18 protein-coding genes are annotated in these 21,427 nt (G+C 69.4%); 13 read left to right on the plus strand and 5 right to left on the minus strand.

All coding sequences use genetic code 11. From position 1 onward, the window contains the following. Positions 1-47: 47 nt before the first annotated feature. Together ACFULV_RS22830 and ACFULV_RS22835 are read left to right on the plus strand one after the other, a co-directional pair. Positions 48-1,550, plus strand: a complete 1,503-nt coding sequence (locus ACFULV_RS22830) for a multicopper oxidase family protein (RefSeq protein WP_378659780.1) — start codon at positions 48-50, stop codon at positions 1,548-1,550. A 13-nt stretch (positions 1,551-1,563) separates the two neighbouring features. After that, the gene (locus ACFULV_RS22835; protein WP_378631326.1) at positions 1,564-2,916 is read left to right on the plus strand and encodes a TIGR01777 family oxidoreductase; all 1,353 of its coding nucleotides are present in this window, start codon (positions 1,564-1,566) and stop codon (positions 2,914-2,916) included. A gap of 194 nt (positions 2,917-3,110) precedes the next feature. Here ACFULV_RS22835 and ACFULV_RS22840 read toward each other — a convergent pair whose 3' ends face one another. Further along, a complete protein-coding gene (locus tag ACFULV_RS22840) occupies positions 3,111-3,947 on the minus strand; it encodes a MerR family transcriptional regulator (RefSeq protein ID WP_378631325.1) in 837 nt (278 codons plus the stop codon). Positions 3,948-4,119: 172 nt separating this feature from the next. On the opposite strand from ACFULV_RS22840, the gene ACFULV_RS22845 reads away from it, so the two are divergent. The 8 genes from ACFULV_RS22845 to ACFULV_RS22880 all read left to right on the plus strand — a co-directional run bounded on the left by ACFULV_RS22845 (position 4,120) and on the right by ACFULV_RS22880 (position 12,072). Beyond that, positions 4,120-4,713: a lipocalin family protein gene (locus tag ACFULV_RS22845; protein ID WP_378659783.1), complete on the plus strand. Its 594-nt coding sequence runs from the start codon at positions 4,120-4,122 to the stop codon at positions 4,711-4,713. Further along, entirely contained in the window at positions 4,710-6,020 is a 1,311-nt protein-coding gene (locus ACFULV_RS22850) for a cryptochrome/photolyase family protein (RefSeq protein ID WP_378659786.1), read from the plus strand. The genes ACFULV_RS22845 and ACFULV_RS22850 overlap by 4 nt, the downstream gene beginning before the upstream one ends. Before the next feature lie 61 nt (positions 6,021-6,081). Continuing rightward, complete coding sequence (locus ACFULV_RS22855; RefSeq protein WP_378659788.1) at positions 6,082-6,987, plus strand: alpha/beta fold hydrolase; 906 nt, start codon at positions 6,082-6,084, stop codon at positions 6,985-6,987. A 120-nt stretch (positions 6,988-7,107) separates the two neighbouring features. Next, the gene (locus ACFULV_RS22860; RefSeq protein WP_378631319.1) at positions 7,108-7,755 is read left to right on the plus strand and encodes a fasciclin domain-containing protein; all 648 of its coding nucleotides are present in this window, start codon (positions 7,108-7,110) and stop codon (positions 7,753-7,755) included. 113 nt (positions 7,756-7,868) lie between these two features. Next, positions 7,869-8,516: an ECF RNA polymerase sigma factor SigK gene (gene sigK / locus ACFULV_RS22865; protein WP_378631317.1), complete on the plus strand. Its 648-nt coding sequence runs from the start codon at positions 7,869-7,871 to the stop codon at positions 8,514-8,516. Next, complete coding sequence (locus ACFULV_RS22870) at positions 8,513-9,244, plus strand: anti-sigma factor domain-containing protein (RefSeq protein ID WP_378659791.1); 732 nt, start codon at positions 8,513-8,515, stop codon at positions 9,242-9,244. The genes sigK and ACFULV_RS22870 overlap by 4 nt, the downstream gene beginning before the upstream one ends. Before the next feature lie 48 nt (positions 9,245-9,292). Then, the gene (locus ACFULV_RS22875; RefSeq protein WP_378659794.1) at positions 9,293-10,834 is read left to right on the plus strand and encodes a molybdopterin-dependent oxidoreductase; all 1,542 of its coding nucleotides are present in this window, start codon (positions 9,293-9,295) and stop codon (positions 10,832-10,834) included. Between the two features lie 110 nt (positions 10,835-10,944). Further along, complete coding sequence (locus ACFULV_RS22880) at positions 10,945-12,072, plus strand: magnesium and cobalt transport protein CorA (RefSeq protein WP_378659797.1); 1,128 nt, start codon at positions 10,945-10,947, stop codon at positions 12,070-12,072. Between the two features lie 13 nt (positions 12,073-12,085). On the opposite strand, the gene ACFULV_RS22885 is transcribed toward ACFULV_RS22880, so the two are convergent. The 4 genes from ACFULV_RS22885 to ACFULV_RS22900 all read right to left on the minus strand — a co-directional run bounded on the left by ACFULV_RS22885 (position 12,086) and on the right by ACFULV_RS22900 (position 17,912). After that, positions 12,086-12,382: a hypothetical protein gene (locus ACFULV_RS22885; RefSeq protein ID WP_378659800.1), complete on the minus strand. Its 297-nt coding sequence runs from the start codon at positions 12,380-12,382 to the stop codon at positions 12,086-12,088. A 226-nt stretch (positions 12,383-12,608) separates the two neighbouring features. Next, on the minus strand, positions 12,609-13,706 hold the full coding sequence (gene meaB, locus ACFULV_RS22890; protein WP_378659803.1) for a methylmalonyl Co-A mutase-associated GTPase MeaB: 1,098 nt from the start codon (positions 13,704-13,706) through the stop codon (positions 12,609-12,611). A 70-nt stretch (positions 13,707-13,776) separates the two neighbouring features. After that, the gene (gene scpA, locus ACFULV_RS22895) at positions 13,777-16,041 is read right to left on the minus strand and encodes a methylmalonyl-CoA mutase (protein WP_378659805.1); all 2,265 of its coding nucleotides are present in this window, start codon (positions 16,039-16,041) and stop codon (positions 13,777-13,779) included. Further along, entirely contained in the window at positions 16,041-17,912 is a 1,872-nt protein-coding gene (locus ACFULV_RS22900) for a methylmalonyl-CoA mutase family protein (RefSeq protein WP_378659808.1), read from the minus strand. The genes scpA and ACFULV_RS22900 overlap by 1 nt, the downstream gene beginning before the upstream one ends. Before the next feature lie 173 nt (positions 17,913-18,085). Between ACFULV_RS22900 and ACFULV_RS22905 the strand changes: the two genes are divergently transcribed. The 3 genes from ACFULV_RS22905 to ACFULV_RS22915 all read left to right on the plus strand — a co-directional run bounded on the left by ACFULV_RS22905 (position 18,086) and on the right by ACFULV_RS22915 (position 21,426). Beyond that, a complete protein-coding gene (locus ACFULV_RS22905) occupies positions 18,086-18,760 on the plus strand; it encodes a TVP38/TMEM64 family protein (protein ID WP_378659810.1) in 675 nt (224 codons plus the stop codon). Between the two features lie 53 nt (positions 18,761-18,813). Then, positions 18,814-19,752, plus strand: a complete 939-nt coding sequence (locus ACFULV_RS22910) for a hypothetical protein (RefSeq protein WP_378659812.1) — start codon at positions 18,814-18,816, stop codon at positions 19,750-19,752. A 255-nt stretch (positions 19,753-20,007) separates the two neighbouring features. Beyond that, positions 20,008-21,426 carry a condensation domain-containing protein gene (locus ACFULV_RS22915; RefSeq protein ID WP_378659815.1) on the plus strand — a complete coding sequence of 473 codons (1,419 nt, stop codon included), beginning with the start codon at positions 20,008-20,010 and terminating at the stop codon, positions 21,424-21,426. Position 21,427 lies beyond the last annotated feature (1 nt).

A 21,427-nucleotide genomic window follows, 5' to 3' on the forward strand; every position in this document is an offset into this window, starting at 1 on the left:
CGCCGCCGCCGAACGAAGCTGGAGGTTCCCGCACAGAAGGAGCACACGTGGTCTCGCGACGAGGATTTCTCACCGGGCTCGCCCTCGCACCGGTGGCCTACGCGGCCGGGTGCTCGATCCGCCCCTCGGCACCTGGTTCGGCACCCGGGTCGACCCGGCCGCTACCGATCCCACCGCTGGCCGCGTCCACCGTCGGCGCGGACGGCGTCCGCCGATTCACGCTGCGAGCCCAGCCGGGCACGACCGAGATGATCCGGGGCAAGCAGACCCCGACATGGGGGTACAGCGGTTCGGTCCTCGGCCCCACCGTGCGGGCTCGACGCGGCGAGAAGGTCGCGTTCACCATCACCAACGACCTGCCCGAACCCACGTCGGTGCACTGGCACGGCATGCACCTGCCCGCGAAGTTCGACGGTGGCCCCCATCAGATGATCGGGCCGGGTGCGCAGTGGGCGCCGCAGTGGACCGTGCAGCAGCAGGCCGCGACGCTCTGGTACCACCCACATCCGCACGGCGCGACCGAAAAGCATGTCCACCGCGGCCTTTCGGGCTTGTTCCTGATCGACGACGACGCGTCGGACGCCTTGGATCTGCCGAAAGACTATGGCGTCGACGACATTCCGCTGGTGATCCAGGATCGCCGGTTCACCGCCGACGGTGCCCTCGACGAATCCGACGCCACCGACGTCGGCCTGCTCGGCGACACGATCGTCACCAACGGCATCGCGAACGCCCACCTGCCCGTCACCACCGACCGGGTCCGGTTGCGGATCCTCAACGGCTCGTCGGGCCGGCTCTACCAGCTCGCCTTCGGCGACGGCAGGGCGTTCCAGCTCATCGCCACCGACGGCGGTCTGCTCTCGGAACCCATTGCGCTGACCCGGATTCAGCTCAGCCCCGGCGAGCGGGTCGAGCTGGTGGTCGCCCTCGGTCCGGACGAGAACGTCACGTTACGGTCGCTGCCGATCACCGAGCGCGCGGGTATCGACCGCGCGGGCGAGTTCGGTTTCGACGACACCTTCGACATCCTGACACTGCGTGCCGCCGCCACTGTGCGACCCTCCGCCGCGCTACCGACGACGCTGATCCCGATGCCCGCCCTCGCCGCCGCGACCACCCCACCGACCCGTTCGTTCGACCTCCAGTGGTTCATGATCAACAACCGCCGCATGGACATGAACCGCATCGACATGACCATCCCCGTCGACACCACCGAAGTCTGGACGGTCCGCAACAAGGACAACTGGCCCCACAACTTCCACGTCCACGATGTCCAATTCCAGATCGTCGCCGTCGACGGAACACCGCCTCCTCCAGCCCTTTCCGGCTGGAAGGACACCGTCTACACCGCACCGGGCGCCACCTACACCCTGGCCATGCATTTCGCCGACCACACCGACCCCACCTATCCCTACATGTACCACTGCCACCTGCTCCACCACGAAGACCAGGGCATGATGGGCCAGTTCCTGGTGCTGGCCCCCGGGCAGCAAGCCGCACCCGCGCGCATGGACATGGACATGGCAGCCATGGATCACGGCGGATCGTGACTACAGTCGAGGGATGGGCATCGAGTGTTCTGACATCGTTGCAACACCCAGGGCCGACGTTTTCGCCTGGTTCGCCCGTCGCGGTGCGTTCACGCGATTGGCGCCGCCGTGGCAGCCGGTCACCCTGATCTCCGAAGCCGATTCGCTGGCCACCGGGCGAGCGGTGCTCGGCCTGCCCGGCGGGCTGCGCTGGATCGCTCAACACGACCCCGAGCAGTACCGGCCGCCCGAGCGGTTCGCCGACGCAGTCGCGGCGGGCGGACCGGCCTCGCTGCCGGTCTCCCGGCTGTTGCCGTGGCAGCACGTCCACGAGTTCGCCGAGGTCGACGCCACGCACACCCGTGTCATCGATCGGGTGCGGACGCCGATTCCGGAGTCGGTGTTACGGCCGATGTTCGATTACCGCTATCGCCAGCTCACCGACGATCTGGCGAGCCACCGCCGCGCGGCGCAGGCCGGCCTGGGGCCGACGACGATCGCGATGACCGGCGCGTCGGGGCTGGTCGGCTCCGCGCTGAGCGCCTTCCTCAGCACCGGCGGCCACCGCGTGGTGCGGTTGGTCCGCCATCCCGCACAGCATCCCGACGAACGACAGTGGGACCCCGACGCGCCCGCCGCCGACCTGCTCGCCGACATCGATGCCGTGGTGCATCTGGCCGGGGCGTCGATCGCGGGCCGATTCACCGCCGCGCACCGGCGTGCGGTGGCCGACAGCCGCATCGAGCCGACCCGGCGGCTCGCCGAGCTGGCCGCGGCCTCGGGCGTCGAAACCTTCGTCAGCGCCTCCGCCATCGGTTATTACGGCTATGACCGTGGCGAGCAGGCGCTGACCGAGAAGTCCGAGCGCGGTGACGGATTCCTGGCCGATGTGGTCGAACAGTGGGAGGACGCGTGCGAGCCCGCCGCGGTGGGCGGTGTGCGGGTGGTGCGGGTGCGTACCGGCATCGTGCAGTCTCCGCGTGGGGGCACGCTGCGGTTGCTGCGGCCGTTGTTCAGCGCCGGTCTCGGCGGGCGGATCGGGGACGGCCGACAGTGGTTGTCATGGATCGGTATCGACGATCTCGTCGATGTCTACCATCGCGCCCTCTGGGACGACACGCTGGCCGGTCCGGTCAATGCCGTTGCGCCACAGCCGGTTCGCAACAGCGAGTACACCCGCGTGCTGGCGCGAGTGCTGCATCGCCCGGCGCTGCTGCCGGTCCCGAGCTTCGGCCCGGCGGTACTGCTGGGCAAGCAGGGCGCGCGCGAACTCGCCGAGGCCAGTCAGCGGGTGACGCCGACCCAGCTGACGAAGGCCGGGCACGTCTTCCGGAGCGAGGATCTGGAGCAGACGCTGCGGCACCTGCTGGGGCGGACGGCGGGCTGACACGGTCCGGCACCGGTCCTCGCGAGCGGACGATCCGTGTCAGCGGGTTCGCCGACGTGGGATTCGACTATTTCCTGCATCGCATCGCCTGCGCATCGTTCGATGGTGGCCAGGTCAGATCTCGCAGTGGCGCCCAGCCGGGAACGCGGTTGATCGGCGACACCGAGGCGGAAAGATGATGTACCCGAACGCATTCAGCGCAACGCGTCGACCGCGGCCGCCAGGCTACCGATCCGCTCGACCGTGTCGGGCAACAGCGCGGCGTCCCAGCCCGGCCCCCCGACGAGCACCCGGGCACCGGACCCCGCACAGGCCAGCACCGCCGAGGTCAACGCAGTCGACTCACGTTGCGACCACAGCAGCACCGAGGCCTCGTTCGAATGCCGGGCGAGCGCATCGGACAACGCGACCGTCGGCACGTCGGCGCCCAGCATGCGCGCACCTACCCCGGCCTGCGCCAAGGCGGCACGCAGCACGTCGAGGGGCAGCGAATGCGTTTCGCCGCTCGTGCACGCGAGCAGCACGGGCGCGCTGCTCCGCGCCGGTTTCACCTGCTGCATGACCGCCGCGATGGACCATGACAGCAGGTGTTCGACGTCGATGCATCCCTCACCGCCGCCCTGGCGCGCGACGATATCGGTGAACGCGGGGCGGCACAGGGCCTCCCAGGTCTGCACGACGCCATGAGCCCGCACATGGGCGTCCAGATGGGCGCAGACGGTGGTGGTGTCCAGCGCGAACGCCGCGTCGAGCAGGCCGGCACGGTCACCGAGGGCCGGCGCCGGCCCACGGGCCGCCGCCGCGGCCCCGGCGGGACTCGCGCCCCCGCCGATCAGCTCGAGCATGTGCTCGAGCACGGCGATATCGGTGTCGGTGTAGAGCCGATGGCGGCCGGGCCGGTCCTGGGCGGGACCGATGCCGTAGCGGCGATTCCAGCTCCGCAGGGTCGCGGTCGGGATGCCGAGACGGTCGGCCACCGCGCGAACCGTGAAACCGGCCGCGGCGGAGACAGGAGCAGAACCGGCGGGCATCGCCTCATTCTGCCCGGAACGCCTCGACGGGCGCGTCACGGCCCGGCCTCCGCGCGTCGGCGCCCGGTCGCGCCCGTCGAGCCGACAACCCGCTGAACCGTCCGCATCATGCATCAATAGTGCATCAATTGCTGTTAGCATGGAAGAACACCGACTACGCGAGGAGTTTCCTGTGCGCACCCGATTCGGCCCGTGGACCACCGCCTTGCTGTTCGCCGTTGGCCTCACCGTGGCAGGCTCCGGCTCCGCGGCCGCCGCGCCACCCGCGCCGGTGCCGAGTCTGGACCTCGACCGCTATCTCGGCGATTGGCACCAGCTCGCGGCAGTACCGCAGGTGTTCAACCTCAATTGCGCGCGCGACACCTCCGCGAACTACAGCCTCGACGCGCGCGGCGACATCGCCGTCCACAATCGCTGCCACACCTGGAGTAGCGGCGTCGACGAGATCCGTGGCACCGCGACGGTGAACGACCCGGTCACGAACGCGCAACTGCACGTGAGCTTTCCGGGTGTCGCCGGCCAGGACGGGCGCGAGGGACCGACCAACTACCTGGTGACCGCACTCGGCCCGGACTACTCGTGGGCCCTGGTCACCTCGCCGAGCAGATTGTCAGGTTTCGTCCTCTCCCGCACCCCGGCCCTGGACGAGAGCACCTGGCAGCGGATCGACGAGGCGATCAGAATCGCGGGCCAGGACCCGTGCGTCTACCTCACCTCACCCACGACCGGCGGCCGCGAGGGTGTCCTGCCCCTCTGCGCACGATGAGCGTCGCGATCGCCCTGTTCACCCGTGACCTGCGCGTTCACGACAATCCGGTGCTCACCGCTGCGGCTCGCGAGGCCGACCGGGTGGTACCACTGTTCGTCGTCGACGAGGTACTGGTGCCCGATCGCTGCCCGCCCAATCGCGCGCACTTCCTCGCCGCCGCACTCGCCGAACTCGACAAGGAACTGCGCGCGCTCGGCGGCACGCTCGTCGTGCGCCGCGGCGCGGTGGCCGATGTCCTCGACGAGGTGATCGAGGAGACCGGCGCCACGAGCGTGCACCTGGCCGAGGATGTCAGCCGCTACAGCAGGCAGCGCGAGCAGGCGTTGCGCCGCAACCCTGACACCGTCGTGCACTGCCATTCCGGTTCCGTCACAGCCACCTCCGCCGAACTCGTCCCGTCGACCGGACGCGATCACTTCGCCGTCTTCACCCCCTATTTCCGGCGCTGGAGCGCGGCCCACCGCCGCACTCCGCTGCCCGCGCCCCGTTCGCTGTCGGTGCCACCGATCCGGAGTGCGGCGCTGCCTCAGCCGGCAGATCTCGGTTCCGGGCGACCGTCGCCACAATTGCGGGTCGGCGGGGAATCCACCGGACGTGCGCTGCTGCGCGACTGGCTCGACGGCCCGATCACCGACTATGCCCGCGACAACGACGACCTCGCCGCCGACGCGACCTCCCGGCTCTCGCCGTACCTCCACTTCGGGTGCGTGTCCCCCACCGAGGTGGTGCGCCGGGTCGATACGGCGACCGACGGCGGACTCGCCTTCGCCCGCCAGCTGGCCTGGCGCGATTTCCACCATCAGGTGCTCGCCGCCCGTCCCGATGCCGCCTGGTCGGACTACCGCACGCGGGTGACCGCGGGCCCCGACGACGAACAGGCCGTCGCGGCCTGGCGAGACGGGCACACCGGCTACCCGATCGTCGACGCGGGCATGCGGCAGCTCCGTGCGGAAGGCTGGATGCCGGGGCGAGCACGGCTGATCGCGGCGAGCTTTCTCGCCAAGTCGCTGCGCCAGGACTGGCGGGTCGGCGCGGCCCACTTCCTGCGCTGGCTCGTCGACGCCGACCTCGCCAACAATCAGCTCAACTGGCAGTGGGTCGCGGGCACCGGCACCGACACCCGGCCCAACCGGGTCCTCAATCCGCTGCGCCAGGCCGAGCGCTACGACCCCGACGGCGTCTATGTGCGGCGGTGGCTGCCCGAACTGGCGCACCTGCCCGGCACGAGCATTCACCGACCGTGGCGCGCGGCCGTCGACCCGGCGGACTATCCCGCACCGATCATCGACTGCGTGGGCAGCTAGACCGATGAATTCCGGCTGCGCAGGTCGTCTTCTCCACAGACGCAACCGCAGAGGAGTCGCCATGCCGCTTCATGGTCAGGGATCGCCCGAGCGCAGGGTCGCCGTCGGTGACGTCGACCTGTGTGTGAGCACCTTCGGGGACCGGCGCCATCCACCGGTGCTGCTGCCGAGCACGTCGAGACTGTTCTGGGAGGACCGGTTCTGCGACCGGCTCGCCGGCGCGGGCCGGTTCGTGCTGCGCTACGACATTCGCGATACCGGCCGGTCGACCGCCTCCGCGCCGGGCGCTCCCGGCTACAGCCTCCGGGATCTGGTCGCGGATCTCGTCGGGCTGATGGATGTCTTCGAACTTCCGCGAGCCCACCTGGTGGGTTTCTCGGTGGCCGGATGGATCTGTCAGCTCGCTGCCCTCGACCACCCCGATCGGGTGTCCGCCCTGACTCTGATCAACACCCGTCCGACCGCCCCCGGCCCGGCGGACCCTGATCTGCCCGAGCACTCGGACCGGATCATGGCGTTCTTCACCGACAGACCCCACCCTGACTGGTCCGACCGGGCGGCGGTGATCGATTACGGCGTGGAACAGGCCCGGGTACGCGCGGGCACACACGGATTCGACGAACTGCGGGCGCGCCGGCACGCGACCCACATGGTCGACCGCACCACCGACATGGCCTCCAGCGTGCTCAACCTGGCATATGTCGAGGCCGGCGACCGGTGGCGGGAACGTCTGGGCGAGATCGCCGTGCCGACCCTGGTCGCGCACGGCACCGATGACCCGTTCTTTCCCTACGGCAACGGCGAGGCCATGGCTCGCGAGATCCCCGGCGCCGATCTGCTCGCGCTGACCGGCATCGGCCACGAACTTCCCGACGTCACGTGGGATCGACTGCTCGCCGCCATGCTGGTCCTCCACGCGAAACCGGTACCCGAGGACGGGTCGTCCGGTTCGACGCCCGGGCGCTAGCACCGTGTCGAAAATATCGACGGCCATGGTCGGCAATCCGAACCACCGAGCCAGCCGAACTCCGTTGCATCCAACATCTACGCGGCACCTCGCCGCCTCGACGGAAGTGACGGAAACACCATGCGATCCTTGCCGAAAACCCTTGTTGCGGCGTTGCTCCTCGGCTCGGCACTCGGCCTCTCGGCCTGTTCCGACGACGACTCGAGCACCACCGCCGCGACCTCCTCCGCGCCGATGACCACGGCGCCGATGACCACCGGCGCGTCCGCCGCCGCCGACCTCGTCGGGCCCGGCTGCGCGGAATACGCCGCCCAGGTGCCCAGTGGACCCGGCTCGGTCAGCGGGATGGCCCAGGAGCCGGTCGCCGTCGCCGCGTCCAACAACCCGATGCTCACCACGTTGACCTCGGCGGTCTCGGGCAAACTCAATCCCGACGTCAATCTCGTCGACACCCTCAACGGTGGCCAGTTCACCGTCTTCGCGCCCGTCGACTCGGCGTTCGCGAAGATCGATCCGGCCACGATCGACTCGTTGAAGACCGACTCGGCTACGCTCACCTCGATTCTCACCTATCACGTGGTGCCGGGCCAGATCTCGCCGCAGAGCATCGCGGGCACGCACAAGACAGTCCAGGGCGCCGACGTGACGGTCAGCGGCTCCGGTGACACGTTGAAGGTCGGCGCCGCGAACGTGATCTGCGGTGGCGTGCGCACCGCGAACGCCACCGTGTACATGATCGACAGCGTGCTCATGCCGCCCGCGGCGTGATGACGGCGACGGCGCTTTTTCCGGCGTCGCCGCGGAAATTTCTCGGCGGCGCCCATCCGAACCCGAAGGCAGGCCGAAATCCCTCTCATGCTGATGCAAGCAGGGACCATCCGATGACGGCCCGGCGCGGCTCCGCACCGATCAACCTGCGATCGGTCACCGAGCCCGCTCCGGCCTGCCCGACGGGCGACCGCCGCGACCATGCCGTCCAGGAGCGGCTGGTCGACCTGCTCGACGACGTCGCGGCAGGCGATCGGGCAGCGTTCGCCGAGTTCTACCGCGCCACCAGCCCGCGGGTGTTCGGTCTCGCGCTCCGCGTGGTGCGCAACCACGGCGCCGCCGAGGACATCACTCAGGAGGTGTTCCTTCAGGTCTGGTCGCTGGCGGGACAGTACGACGCGACCAAGGCCAGCCCGATCGGCTGGCTGATGATGCTGACCCATCGGCGCGCGGTCGACCGGGTACGGGCCGAGCAGTCGGCCACCCGCCGCGACATCGTGTTCGGCCACGCCCATCTCGGCCGCGACCACGACGTCGTGGCCGAGGAGGTCACCCAGCGACTCGACGAGCAGTCGGTGCTGGACTGTCTGCAGACCATGACCGAACTCCAGCGCCAAGCGGTGGCGCTGGCGTACTACGGCGGGCGCACCTACCTCGAGGTCTCCGAGACCTTGGCGGTGCCGTTGCCGACGGTGAAGAGCCGCATCAAAGACGGCCTGAAAAGGCTCGAGAACTGTTTGACCGGAGGGAATACCCGATGAGCGAGACCGATCGGCGGACCCCTTGGTCGTGGCTGGACGAGGCCTACCCCTACGCCATCGACGCCCTGGATCCACCCCAGCGACAGGCGCTCGAGGAGTGGCTCGACGCCGCAGGCCCCGACCGGGTGGCCGAGTTCCAGGCCGCCGTCCGCCGCATCCAGGAGACGATGGCGGACCTGACCGTGTTCGACTCGGTCCCGCCACCGGCACGCCTCGAATCCGCACTGATGCGAGCGCTGGACCGGTACGACACCCAGGCGTCTCCGCTCGCACGGCGCGGCGCGCCCGGCAGGCGCTGGCACCTTCGATGGTTGACCGTCGCCGCCGCGGCGATCGTGGCGGTCGGCGCCGGTGTCGGTATCGGGGTGGTGATCGAACGCGCGAACGACGGTACGGGTGCGGTCACCGCGCAGCAGGTGCTCGACCAGCCCGACAGCCGGGAGTCCTCGGTGGCCGTCACCGGTGGCGGCGCGATGACGGTGTACGAGTCGAAGTCGCTGGGCGCGGCCGCGGTGTCGTTCCAGGACATGCCCGCGCTGCCTGCCGATCGCGCGTACCAGCTGTGGCTGATCCGCGCGGGCACCCCGACTTCGGTGGCGGTGATGGACGGTCCTGCCTCGGTCGTGACCACGGTCGACGTCGCCGACACGCTCGCGGTGACGGTCGAACCCGCCGGTGGTTCGCCCGGGCCGACCACCTCGCCGATCGTCAGCATGACAGTCGGCTGACCTGCTGCGGCGGGCCGTGCCGGCACTCGAAACCCCAGGAGTGACAGCATGGTCCGCCGTTTCAGCTTCACCCGTCGCCGCCCGGGCCGGCTCGCGGGGGCGGCCGCGGCCGCGGCCGCCGCCGCGCTGGTGCTCGGGGTCGGACACCTCGTCGCCGTGTTCATCGATCCGGTGTCGTCCCCCTTCTTCGTTCTCGGTGCCACCGTGGTCGATCACACGCCGAAGTGGTTGAAGGACAGCGCGATCCGCTGGTTCGGCACCAATGACAAACTCGCACTGGCCGTCACTATGGCCGCGGTCATGGCCGTGGCTGCCGCGATGATCGGCTTGGTGGCCCGCCGCAGCCCAGCATGGGCGGCCGGGCTGCTCGGCGCTCTCGGTATCGCCGTGGGCGGCTTGGCGCTGCTCCGCCCTACGGCCACACCGCTGTTCGTCGTTCCGGCCGTGGTCGGATCGTTGGCGGGCATGGCGGCGCTGTGCGCGCTGTTCCTCGTGCCCGCCGAGGCCGACCGGCAAGCCGGGCCGACGCGGCGCGGGTTCCTGCTCGCTCTGACCGCGGTGGCGGCCGGCGCAGTGGCGGCCGGGGCGGCGGGCCGGGTCATCGGCAGCCGTCTGCGCGATATCGCCGCCGACCGGGCAGCTTTCGTGCTCCCTCGGGTCGCCGCACCGGTGCCACCGGTCACCCCCGAGATGGACCGAGTCGTGCCCGGCCTCACCCGATTCATCACTCCCGCACCGGATTTCTATCGCGTCGACACCGCGCTTCAGCTTCCGTCGCTGACTCGCGCGCAGTGGCGATTGCGCATCCACGGGATGGTGGAGCGCGAGATCCGTCTCGACTTCGACGAATTGAGCGCCCGGCGTGCGGTCGAGTCACTCATCACGCTCACCTGTGTCTCGAACGAAGTCGGCGGGGATCTCGCCGGAACCGCACTGTGGACCGGATACCGCCTGGCCGATCTCCTGGCCGAGGCGGGGCCCTCCCCCGATGCCGACATGATCCTGTCGCGCAGCGTCGACGGATTCACCGCGAGCACGCCATCGGCCGCGGTGCTGGGCAACCCCGACGCTCTGCTCGCCGTCGCGATGAACGGCGAGCCGCTGCCGGTCGCTCACGGCTACCCGGCGCGGATGATCGTGCCCGGCCTCTATGGCTACGTCTCGGCCACCAAGTGGGTTGTCGATCTGGAACTCACCAGATTCGACCGAGCACAGGCCTACTGGACGCAACGCGGCTGGGCAACTCGGGTACCGATCAAAACCGCATCCCGGATCGACGTCCCGGCGGCGTTCGCGCACCTGGACGCCGGACCGGTGATCGTGGCAGGCGTGGCGTGGGCCCAGGGCCGCGGGATCGATGCCGTGGAAGTCCAGGTCGACGACGGACCGTGGCAACCGACCACACTCGCCGCCGCCTACTCCCTCGATACCTGGCGCCAGTGGACCTGGACGTGGGATGCCTCGCCCGGCACGCATTCCCTTCGGGTGCGCGCGGTCGACGCCACCGGATCGGTGCAGACCGACACCAGGGCGACCCCGTTCCCCGACGGCGCGACGGGCAGGCACTCGCGCGTCGTCATGGTGCGGTGAGCGATTCGCTCAGGCGTGGCCGGCGAGATACGGCGTCCGGCGCCAGTCGGTTGCGTCCGCGTCGGCCGCCGTGGGATGCTGCGGCACGATCGAAGAGAGCGAGGTGAACGATGGTCGACGGCCCTCGCGTCACACCCGCTCCCACCGCGACCCGGCGCGGTATCGGAGCCCGGGTGGCGGATTCCCCGTTCCTGTCGCGCAGCCGACGGCGAGTGGAAGTCGTCCACAAACCCTCGGTGCCGACCGCGCGCGCCATCATCGACTGCGCCGCCTATGTCGACGGCAAGCGTCTGCCCGGCCGCTTCACCCCCGAGACCGCGCTGACCGAAATCCGCAGGCGTGGTACGGGTTTCGTGTGGATCGGGCTGTTCGAACCGGACCTGCACCAGATGGGCGAGATCGCCGCGACGTTCGGGCTGCACGAACTCGCCGTCGAGGACGCCGTCACCGGCAGACAGCGGCCGAAGTTCGAACGCTATGACGACACCATGGTCACCGTGATGCGGACCGTCGCCTACGTCGAGCACGATATGCACACCGTCAGTGAGATCGTGCAGACCGGCGAGATCATGGTCTTCCTCGGCGCCGATTTCGTGGTCGCGGTCCGCCACGGCGAACACAACGAACTCACCGCCGTGCGGCACCGGCTCGAAGCCGAACCCGATCGCCTGGCGCTCGGCCCCGGCGTCGTGCTGCACGCGATCGCCGACCACGTCGTCGACACCTACATCGACGTCACTCAGGCGACGGAGTTCGACGTCGAGTCGATGGAGGAAGAGCTCTTCAGCCCGCGGAGCAAGATCCCGATCGAGGCCATCTACCAGCTCAAACGCGAGATCGTCGAGCTACGCCGCGCCGTTCGCCCGCTCGCGGGCCCGCTGCAGACCCTCACCGCGCCGCGCACTCCCCTGCCCAAGGAGGTGCGCCGCTACCTGCGCGACGTCGCCGATCATCACAGCGGCGTCGCCGAGCGCATCAACGACCTGGACGAAACCCTCACCACTCTCGTGGGCGCCGCGGTGGCCAAGATCGCCGTCCAGCAGAACACGGACATGCGCAAGATCTCCGCCTACATCGCCATCCTGGCGGTCCCCACCATGATCGCCGGCATCTACGGCATGAATTTCGATCACATGCCCGAACTCCGGCAGACCTGGGGTTACCCCGCCACCCTGATCGTCATGGCCACCATCTGCGCCACCCTGATCGTCGCCTTCCGACGTATCCGCTGGTTGTGAAAGTCCGGCCGGGTCAGACGACTCGACCCCATCGGGTCGCCACGAGCCCGCAGAGCGCGATGGCGGTGCTCATCCGCTTCCAGAGTCGCACCATCGCGAGCTCGAGGATGATGCCGATGCGGTCGGCACAGGTGGTGGCCTCCGCCAGCGCCATCCGGTCATAGACCAGGGCAGGGTCACTGAGGATTTCGTCCAGCCTCAGTCCTGATATCGCCTGATCGGACGTCAGGCCGAGTTCTGGCAGCCAGGTGAGCCGCCAACGACCGTCGCCCCCGAGAATCGCCCGCTCGGGCGTCCTGTCACTGCTCATGGTCCGATTCGTGCGGAAGATCGTCATCACTACCTCCTCGGCCGTCAGCTCTCGACGTCCACTTCCGAGGATCCTCGAAAATCGGCACAGACAACAGCTGGCAAAGAAGCCCGAATGGGAATATCATCCACAAACCCCGACGTGAAAGCCGAAAATTCCGGGCGATCACCCTGGATACGACTCAATAACGCCGTCAGCAGCTACCAGTGGGCACCGTGCGGGTGTCTCAACTCCGGTCGAAGGCCGTGAGGATCTGTTCGGCGGCCAGGGCGGGGGTGAGCGTTCCGGCGCGGACAGCCGATTCCACCTGCGCGCGAACATCTTTCACGTTCGGGTTATCGGCAAGTCGGCGCAGGATCTGGTCGTGGACCATGGTCCAGGTCCAGTCGACCTGCTGGCGGCGACGCTTCTCGGCGAATTCGCCCGCCTCGGTGAGGACCCGGCGGTGGTCGAGGACGGTGCCCCAGAACTTGTCGAGGCCAACGCCTTCCAGACCGCTCATGGTGAGCACCGGCGGTTTCCACAGGGCGTCGTGCGGGTGGATCAGGCGCAGGGCGCCCGCCAGTTCGCGCGCGGCGCCCTTGGCTTCGATCTCGTGCTTACCGTCGGCCTTGTTGACCGCCACCAGCTCGGCGAGTTCCAGCACGCCCTTCTTGATGCCCTGCAACTGGTCTCCGGTGCGGGCCAGGGTGAGGAAGCAGAACACGTCGACCATGTTGGCGACGGTCACCTCGGACTGGCCGACGCCGACGGTCTCCACGAGGATCACGTCGTACCCGGCGGCCTCCAGGAGCACGATCGTCTCCCGGGTCGCCTTGGCCACGCCGCCGAGGGTGCCCGCCGTCGGGGACGGCCGGATGAACGCGTCCGCCTCCAGCGACAACCGCGCCATCCGCGTCTTGTCACCGAGGATCGAGCCACCGGTGCGGGTCGAGGACGGGTCGACCGCGAGGACCGCGACTCGATGCCCCTTGGCCAGCAAGTACATCCCGAGCGCGTCGATGAACGTGGACTTGCCGACGCCCGGAACACCGGTGATGCCGACCCGGTTCGAGACGACGCTGCCCGGTTCCGCCGCCACCCGCAGCAGCAACTGCTGCGCGAGTTCCCGGTGATCGGAGCGGGTGGATTCGACCAGCGTAATCGCGCGGGCCAGCGCCGAACGCTGCCCCGCTGTGACCTGCTCGGCGAGCGCGTCGACATCGATCGTCCGGCGAACGCCCACGGCGGTGCGCCCCTCGTTGCGTGGCGAGCCGACGCCCGCGGTGGTCCCGAGCCGAGGGTGCGCGTCGGAACCCCCGGCTACCTGTGCGGCGTCGCTCATACTGTTCCACTGCGGCATGCTGGGGCGCCCTCCGTGGTTACGCCGGCTACCGCCTCCGGGCGCTGACCGCTCATGCCTGTGCGCCGCCACCGATCTCGTGTCCGAGAGCCGCGCCCAGCTTCTTCAGCAGGTCGATGGCCGCATCGGCGATGACGGTGCCGGGCGGGAAGATCGCTGCCGCACCGGCCTCGTAGAGCTCGTCGAAATCGCCGGGCGGGATCACACCGCCCACGATGACCATGATGTCGGGACGACCGACATCGGCCAGTGCCTGCCGTAGGGCGGGCACCAGCGTGAGGTGACCAGCGGCCAGCGAAGACACACCGACGATGTGCACGTCGTTGTCGGCTGCCTGGCGCGCCACCTCTTCGGGCGTCTGGAACAGCGGGCCCACGTCGACGTCCATGCCGAGGTCGGCGAACGCGGTCGCGATCACCTTCTGGCCGCGATCGTGTCCGTCCTGGCCCATCTTGGCGACCAGGATGCGGGGACGGCGCCCCTCGGCCTCGCCGAATTCCTCGACCAGCGCGATGGCGGCGCCGATGTTGGTGGCCTTGCCTGCTTCGTCACGGTACACACCGGACAGGGTACGGATTTCGGCCTGATGGCGGCCGTAGACCTTCTCCAGCGCGTCGGAGATCTCACCGACGGTGGCCTTGGCGCGCGCGGCGTCGATGGCGAGCGCGAGGAGGTTGTTCTCCATGCCGCCTTCGGACGACGCTGCCGCACGGGTCAATTCGGCCAGCGCCTGCTCCACCGCGACCGAATCACGGTCGGCGCGAAGCCGTTCCAGCTTCTCGATCTGCTCGGCCCGCACCCGCGAGTTCTCGACCTTGAGAACTTCGACGGCGTGGTCCTCTTCGACCTGGTACTTGTTGACGCCGATCACCGGCTGCTGGCCGGTGTCGATGCGCGCCTGGGTCCGCGCGGCGGCCTCTTCGATGCGCAGCTTCGGAATACCCTCCGAAATCGCCTGTGCCATACCGCCGTGCGCCTCGACCTCGGCGATGTGGGCGCGCGCCCGCTCGGCGAGCTGGTGAGTGAGCCACTCGACGTAGTACGAGCCACCCCACGGGTCGATCGGGCGGGTGGTGTTGGACTCCTGCTGGATGAGCAGCTGAGTGTTACGCGCGATACGGGCGGAGAAGTCCGTCGGCAAGGCCAGGGCCTCGTCGAGCGCGTTGGTGTGCAGCGACTGGGTATGCCCCTGGGTCGCGGCCATCGCCTCGATGCAGGTGCGCGCCACATTGTTGTAGGCGTCCTGCGCGGTCAGCGACCAGCCCGAGGTCTGCGAGTGGGTCCGCAGCGACAGCGATTTCGCGCTCTTGGGTTCGAACTTCGACACCAGCTCACTCCACAGCAGACGCCCCGCACGCAGCTTGGCGACCTCCATGAAGAAGTTCATGCCGATGGCCCAGAAGAACGACAGACGCGGTGCGAACTTGTCGACATCCATGCCCGCGGCGATGCCGGCGCGGATGTACTCCACACCGTCGGCGAGGGTGTAGGCCAGCTCCAGATCGGCGGTCGCACCGGCCTCTTGAATGTGGTAGCCGGAGATGGAGATCGAGTTGAACTTCGGCATCTTCGCGCTGGTGAAGGCGAAGATGTCGGAGATGATCCGCATCGAGGGCTTGGGCGGATAGATGTAGGTGTTGCGGACCATGAACTCTTTCAGAATGTCGTTCTGAATGGTTCCGGCCAGCTGCTCGGGCGTCACGCCCTGCTCTTCGGCGGCGACGACGTAGAGCGCCAGGATCGGCAGCACCGCGCCGTTCATGGTCATCGACACCGACACCTGGTCCAGGGGGATCTGGTCGAAGAGCTGGCGCATGTCCAGGATCGAGTCGATCGCGACACCGGCCATGCCGACGTCACCTTGGACGCGGGGGTGGTCGGAGTCGTAGCCACGGTGGGTGGCGAGGTCGAAGGCGACCGAGAGCCCCTTCTGGCCCGCCTGCAGGTTGCGGCGGTAGAAGGCGTTGGAATCGGCGGCGGTGGAGAAGCCCGCGTACTGGCGGATGGTCCACGGCTGATTCACGTACATGGTCGGGTACGGGCCACGCAGGAACGGCGCGACGCCGGGCACGGTGTCGAGCGGATAACCCTGCGCGACAACAGCATCCCGATCGGCCTTGGTGAAGACCGGCGGAACGTCGATGCCCTCCGGGGTCGACCAGACCAGCTGCTCGGGCGTGGTGTGGTTCGCCGTCGCCGCGTCGGCCACGAAGGCGCGGACCTGCTCGGCGTCGACGTCGGCCGACGCGGGCGCGTGGTCGGTGAGCGGCACCTCGGCGAAGCTGCCGATGACGTGCTCGATATCGGACGTGGTCATCAGGCTCCCACCTTCTCCAGCAGCTGCGACAGGACCGCGACCGCGTCGATGCGCAGGGCCAGGTACCCGTCGGGACGCTGCGTCCCGCTGTATTGCTCGACCGACTTCTCCGCGCCGGCCAGCAGCACGGTCTCGATCCCGGCGGCGCGCAGGGCATCGGTGGCGGCCCCCGCCTGTTCGCCGTAGCGCTTGTCGGCACCGCACAGCACCGCGATACGCGCACCGGATTCCGTGGCGGCGGCGGCGATGGCGTCGATCGTGAGCGGGCCGGGGTTGACCGATTCGATACCGCCGGACGCCAGCACGTTCGCGGTGAAGATGGTGCGCGCGTTGTGTTCGGCCACCGGGCCGAGCGGCACGATCAGTGCCTTCGGGCGGGCGCCGTTGGCGGCCAGGTAGGCATCGGAGCGGTTGCGCAGCGCTTCGAAGGCAGCGCCGTAGCGCGCGTTCGGACCCGGTTCACGGGCCTGCTCCGACAGTGGGGTCTCGGCGAGGTTGGGGAACTCGTTGACGCCGGTGACCGCGGTCCGGCGGTGGGCGACGTCGGCCGCGCGCGCGGCGGCGGTCTCGGCGATCCGGGCCGCGAGCACACCGGTGTCGAGCGCGGCGAGGTAGCCGCCCGCCGACTCGAGCTCCTGCATGAACTCCCATGCCTTGGCGGCGAGTTCGTCGGTCAGCTTGTCGACGTACCAGGAACCGGCGGCCGGGTCCTGCACGTGCCCGAGACGGGATTCCTCGAGCAGCAGCAGCTGGGTGTTGCGAGCCAGGCGCTGGGAGAACGTCGTGGACACGCCGAGTTCGCCGGCCGGCAGGGCCGCGTCGAAGGGCAGTACGGTCACCGAATCGGCACCGCCGACGCCGGCGCCGAACGCGGCGAGCGTGGTGCGCAACAGGTTCACCCAGGGGTCGCGCTGGGTCATCATGGCGGCCGAGGTGATCGCGTGCTGCGGGGCGGCACCGAAGGCAGGCGCACCGGAGACCTGGGCCACCCGGGCCCACAGGCGCCGGGCCGCCCGGAATTTCACGATGGTGGCGAACTGGTCGTCGGTCGCCGCGAAACGGAACTCGAGCTGGCCGAACGCGTCGGCGATGTCGACTCCGGCGCCGGTGAGCAGGCGCAGGTAGGCCAGACCGGCTGCGACGGCGGCGCCCACTTCCTGTGCGTCGGCGGCACCGGCGTTGTGGAAGGCGATGCCGTCCACCGTGATGGCGCGGACCGTCTCGGGCCGGGCGATCGCGCGCACGGCCAGCGCCACGGTCTCGGCGTCGTCGAGGTCTTCGGCACCGGTGAAGGCGCTCGTCAGCGGGGCGGCGCCGAGGCCGACCCGGATCTGCGTGCGATCGGCGATCGAGTACCCGTCGAGGACGTCGAACACCCGCTCGGCGGCGGTGCCGGTCGCCGCACCGGCCACCAGCGTCAGCGGGGCCAGCTCGAACAGCAGCCCACGCAGGGCAAGGGGGATGTCGTCGACGGCGACGCCGTAGGTGCCCACTCCGAGCGCGATCGCGCTCACGCCGTTCTCCAGACCGGTCAGGATCGCCCGGTTGGTGGCCTCGGCGTCGTTCTCACCGGCGAACGCGCCGACGAACCAGCCGCGCTGCGGGTCACGCGCGGCGTCGCCACCGCGCACGTAGGGGAAGGCGCCGGGCAGCGGCTGCTCGGGCAGCTCGTCGCGGCGGGTGTAGAGCGGGGCGATCGTGAGCCCGTCATAGGTGGTCTCGTCGAGCAGATGTTCCGGTTCGGCGGGGAGCTCGGAAGCCTCGACCCGTCGCGCTTTCGCCAGCACACCCGCCACGCCCTTGCGCCACGCGGCGTACTCGGGCACCGGATCCGGTGCGAGCCCCGCCCCGGACTCTGAACCAATCGGCATAGCTGCTGTTCTCTCTTCCATTCGACGACCGCACCCCGGTGTGCTGCCGGTCCGTGAAATCCCACAAACGGGCCCACAGCGAACCAGGATGTATCCGGTTCCCTCATGATGCTATCTGTGACAGGGTGTCCGGCCACCCGGGCCATCCCCTACCGGCCGGTACGCTTACCCGGGTGTCTCGACTGATCCGCTCCCCGCGCCTGCTCATCGCTCTGGCCGGGCTCGCCGCACTGTTCGTGGTGGCGATGCTGGTTCCGTTGCCGGGCCCGCAGCAGATCAGGGACTGGGCAGGCGATGCCGGGCCGCTGTTGCCGTTGCTGTTCTTCCTCTTCTACGCGGTGGTCGCCGTCGCGCCCGTTCCGCGCACCGTACTCACCGTGACCAGCGGTGTTCTATTCGGTCCGATCCTCGGTTCGGTCATCGCCATGGCCGCCACGGCGGTGAGCGCGACCGTGGCGCTGCTCGGGGTACGCAGGCTGGGCCGCGACCGGGTCGCCGAACACCTCACACACCCGGCGGTGCGGGCGGTCGACGACCGGCTGGCCCGCCGCGGCTGGCTCGCGGTGGCCGCGCTGCGGCTGATCCCCGTCGTCCCCTTCTCGATCCTCAACTACTGCTGCGGCCTGTCGTCGGTCCGCCTGGCCCCGTATCTCGCTGCGACAGTGGCCGGTTCGGCCCCCGGCACGATCTCGACGGTGGTACTGGCCGGTTCCCTGGCAGGCGACAGCCACCCGATCGCGATCACCGTGTCGGCCATCTGTCTGTCGGTCGGGCTGATCGGGCTGATCGTGGACCTGCGGCTACCGGTCGACACGGCTGCCCCGGAGCCGGAGGCCGCCACCTCCTGACCGACGGCGCGCCTACCCCGAGCCGTCGCGATCCGCGCGGATAATCCCAGGTCATGGCGATCACAGTGGGACGCAGATCGGCACTCGCACTTCTGGCGGGACTCCCACTACTGGCAGCGGGCACGGCCCGCGCGCAGTCCTCGCTCGGCCCGGGGGTGGGCATCGACCCCCACCGCACTCCGGTCCGGTACACGATGACGGCCTTTCGCGCCGACAGCGATACCACCCTCGCGGTCTACGAGTCCGCGGACGGCACCGATTTCACCCCGGTCAGTGAGCACGCGTACACACCGCCGGCCGGCCTGGTCCGCGACCCGAGCGTGCTGCTGCACACCGACGGGCACTACTACCTCACATACACGATCGCCGGTGACGCCACCGCGATCGGCTTGGCGCGCAGCCGCGACCGGATCACCTGGACGTTCCTCGCCGCTGTGCCGATGCTGGTGGCGGGCAGGCTCGAAGGCACGTGGGCGCCGGAGTGGTACGCCGACGCGGCGGGGCGGGTCGGCATCATCGTGTCGCTGACCTGGGGGCACGGCTTCACCCCGCACCTGCTCATCCCGCTCGATGCCGGGCTCACCGTCTGGGCGCCGCCGGTGCCGATGCTCGGGCTGGGCCCCGCCGGGCCCGGCTCACTCGGCCATATCGACACCACCTTGGTGCGCCTGGACGGACGCCTGTTCGCGTTCGTGAAGAACGAGGACTCCAAGCTGATCGAGCTCGCCGTCGCCGACCGGCCGCTCGGGCCGTACAGCTTCGTCGCCACCGGCGACTGGGCCGGGTGGGGCGGGCCACGGGAGGGACAGTCGATCGTCCGGCTTCCCGACGGCGGGCACCGCATCTACCTGGACGCCTACACCGAGGGCCGGTACTACTTCAGCGACAGTTACGACGGCTTCCGCACGTGGTCGCCGCAGGTCGAACTGCCAGGGGTATCGGGGCTCATCCGGCACGGCACGGTCCTGACCGAGTTCAGCTCGGCGATCTGAACTAAAACCCCATTACTCCAGGGGCACCTGGTCTAGGTTGTGATTCGCAACAAATTTGAAAGTGAGCTTCTTCACACCGCCCAGTTGTGAAGAAGTAATATTTCAGAAAACTCTCAGAGTTATAGACTCGGGATAGCCCAGGGTTCGCCAGCTACATCCGGTGCGGGATCCAGAGCAACATCCGGTGACGCGCCCGCGATCACCGAATCCCCGTCGCGCCGTTCTCGGCTTGCACTCCCCATGAGGTGACCCGCCATGGAATACACCCATCTCTCCGAATTCCGGATCCGCTCCGGTGACCTGGTGATCTGGACCCCCGAACTCATTTCCGCCGACGCCTGGCGCGACGACGAGCGTCCCCTCGCCAGCGTCCACGAGCAGTACCTCGGGTTCCTCGACCCCGAAGACGCCCGTCCCGGCCGCGGCCGCTGGATCGGCACGATCTTCGAGATGGACGCCCCACTCGACGCCGACGCCTGGGCGACGACGCTGCGGCTGTGGCACGACCGCCACGAGGGCTTCCGCACCACCGTCGCCCCCACCGGCGACGGCGGCTACCACCGTGTGACCACCGCCCCCGGCACCGTTCGTGTCACCGGCGCCCCGGTCGCCGATCTCTGCGACGGCGACGAGATCAACGAATACCTCTGCGATGCACTGGAATTGCGCCTGTCCGCACTGATGTGGCCGCACCTGCTGGTGGCCACGGTGGCCCACGACACCGACGACTTCACCGTCCTGGTCGGCGCCGACCACTCGGTGCTCGACGCCTACTCCCAGGCCGTGCTCATCCTCGAGCTGCGCACCCTCTACACCGCGGTCACCACCGGCGGCGAGATCCGCGACTCGGCCACCTTCGGCAGCCCGGCCGACTACGCCGTCATCGAGCGCGCCGCCGCCGAGGAACTCGATCCCGACTCCCCCGCCGTCGCGGTGTGGCGCGAGTTCCTCGGCGCGCCGGGCTCGCCCATGCCCCGCTTCGCCGCGGATCAGGTCGCCGTCCTCGACGGTGAACACGCCCAGCCCAGCGTCTCGCGCACCCTGCTCAGCATCGAACAGCTCGAGGAAGTCGAGGCGGCGCTCGATCGGCTCAAGCACCGGCTGTCGGTGACCGTGTTCGCCGCCCTGGCGATGGCCTCCCGGGAAACCTTCGGCGACGACCGGTTCCGCACCGTGATGCCGATCGCGACCAGGCCCGACCTCACCTGGCTCGAGTCGATGGGCTGGTTCGTCAATGTCGTCCCGGTCGACGTGACGCTGCCGCCGGGCGCGGACATGACCGTCGCGCTGGAGGCCACCCGCGCCTCGCTCAAGCGCGCCCACCTCTGCAACGACGCGTCCTGGGGCCGTTCCCTGGCGATGGTCGGCGCCGTGGAAGGTCCGACCTACGGTGCGTCCTTCCTCGACATCCGCATGCTTCCGGACTACGAATTGGTCGCCGACCTGCGCGGACGCACCCTGCGGGCGGTGTCGTACTCCACCGACGAGGTGTACTTCTGGGTCGTGCGCGGCCCCGACGGGCTCTATGTCTCCACCCGTCACCCCGCGGGCCTGCCCGGCGAGGTCATGGAACGCTTCCTCACCGAGTTCGCCAGGGCCATGTACGCGGTGACCATGGTGGCGCCCGCACCCGCACCGGTCACCGATGCCGCGGCAGCGCTGAGCGCGGGCTGAG

The organism is Nocardia sp. NPDC057272 (assembly GCF_042668615.1).
Taxonomy (GTDB): Bacteria; Actinomycetota; Actinomycetes; order Mycobacteriales; family Mycobacteriaceae; genus Nocardia.

Excerpts from the sequence above, each read along its gene's own strand:
- ACFULV_RS22915 (WP_378659815.1), top strand. The coding sequence starts at position 20,008 with ATGGAATACACCCATCTCTCCGAATTCCGGATCCGCTCCGGTGACCTG.
- ACFULV_RS22850 (WP_378659786.1), top strand. The coding sequence starts at position 4,710 with ATGAGCGTCGCGATCGCCCTGTTCACCCGTGACCTGCGCGTTCACGAC.
- ACFULV_RS22860 (WP_378631319.1), top strand. The coding sequence starts at position 7,108 with ATGCGATCCTTGCCGAAAACCCTTGTTGCGGCGTTGCTCCTCGGCTCG.
- scpA (WP_378659805.1), bottom strand. The coding sequence starts at position 16,041 with ATGACCACGTCCGATATCGAGCACGTCATCGGCAGCTTCGCCGAGGTG.
- ACFULV_RS22880 (WP_378659797.1), top strand. The coding sequence starts at position 10,945 with ATGGTCGACGGCCCTCGCGTCACACCCGCTCCCACCGCGACCCGGCGC.
- ACFULV_RS22835 (WP_378631326.1), top strand. The coding sequence starts at position 1,564 with ATGGGCATCGAGTGTTCTGACATCGTTGCAACACCCAGGGCCGACGTT.
- ACFULV_RS22900 (WP_378659808.1), bottom strand. The coding sequence starts at position 17,912 with ATGCCGATTGGTTCAGAGTCCGGGGCGGGGCTCGCACCGGATCCGGTG.
- ACFULV_RS22840 (WP_378631325.1), bottom strand. The coding sequence starts at position 3,947 with ATGCCCGCCGGTTCTGCTCCTGTCTCCGCCGCGGCCGGTTTCACGGTT.
- ACFULV_RS22855 (WP_378659788.1), top strand. The coding sequence starts at position 6,082 with ATGCCGCTTCATGGTCAGGGATCGCCCGAGCGCAGGGTCGCCGTCGGT.
- sigK (WP_378631317.1), top strand. The coding sequence starts at position 7,869 with ATGACGGCCCGGCGCGGCTCCGCACCGATCAACCTGCGATCGGTCACC.
- meaB (WP_378659803.1), bottom strand. The coding sequence starts at position 13,706 with ATGAGCGACGCCGCACAGGTAGCCGGGGGTTCCGACGCGCACCCTCGG.
- ACFULV_RS22870 (WP_378659791.1), top strand. The coding sequence starts at position 8,513 with ATGAGCGAGACCGATCGGCGGACCCCTTGGTCGTGGCTGGACGAGGCC.
- ACFULV_RS22885 (WP_378659800.1), bottom strand. The coding sequence starts at position 12,382 with ATGAGCAGTGACAGGACGCCCGAGCGGGCGATTCTCGGGGGCGACGGT.
- ACFULV_RS22875 (WP_378659794.1), top strand. The coding sequence starts at position 9,293 with ATGGTCCGCCGTTTCAGCTTCACCCGTCGCCGCCCGGGCCGGCTCGCG.
- ACFULV_RS22910 (WP_378659812.1), top strand. The coding sequence starts at position 18,814 with ATGGCGATCACAGTGGGACGCAGATCGGCACTCGCACTTCTGGCGGGA.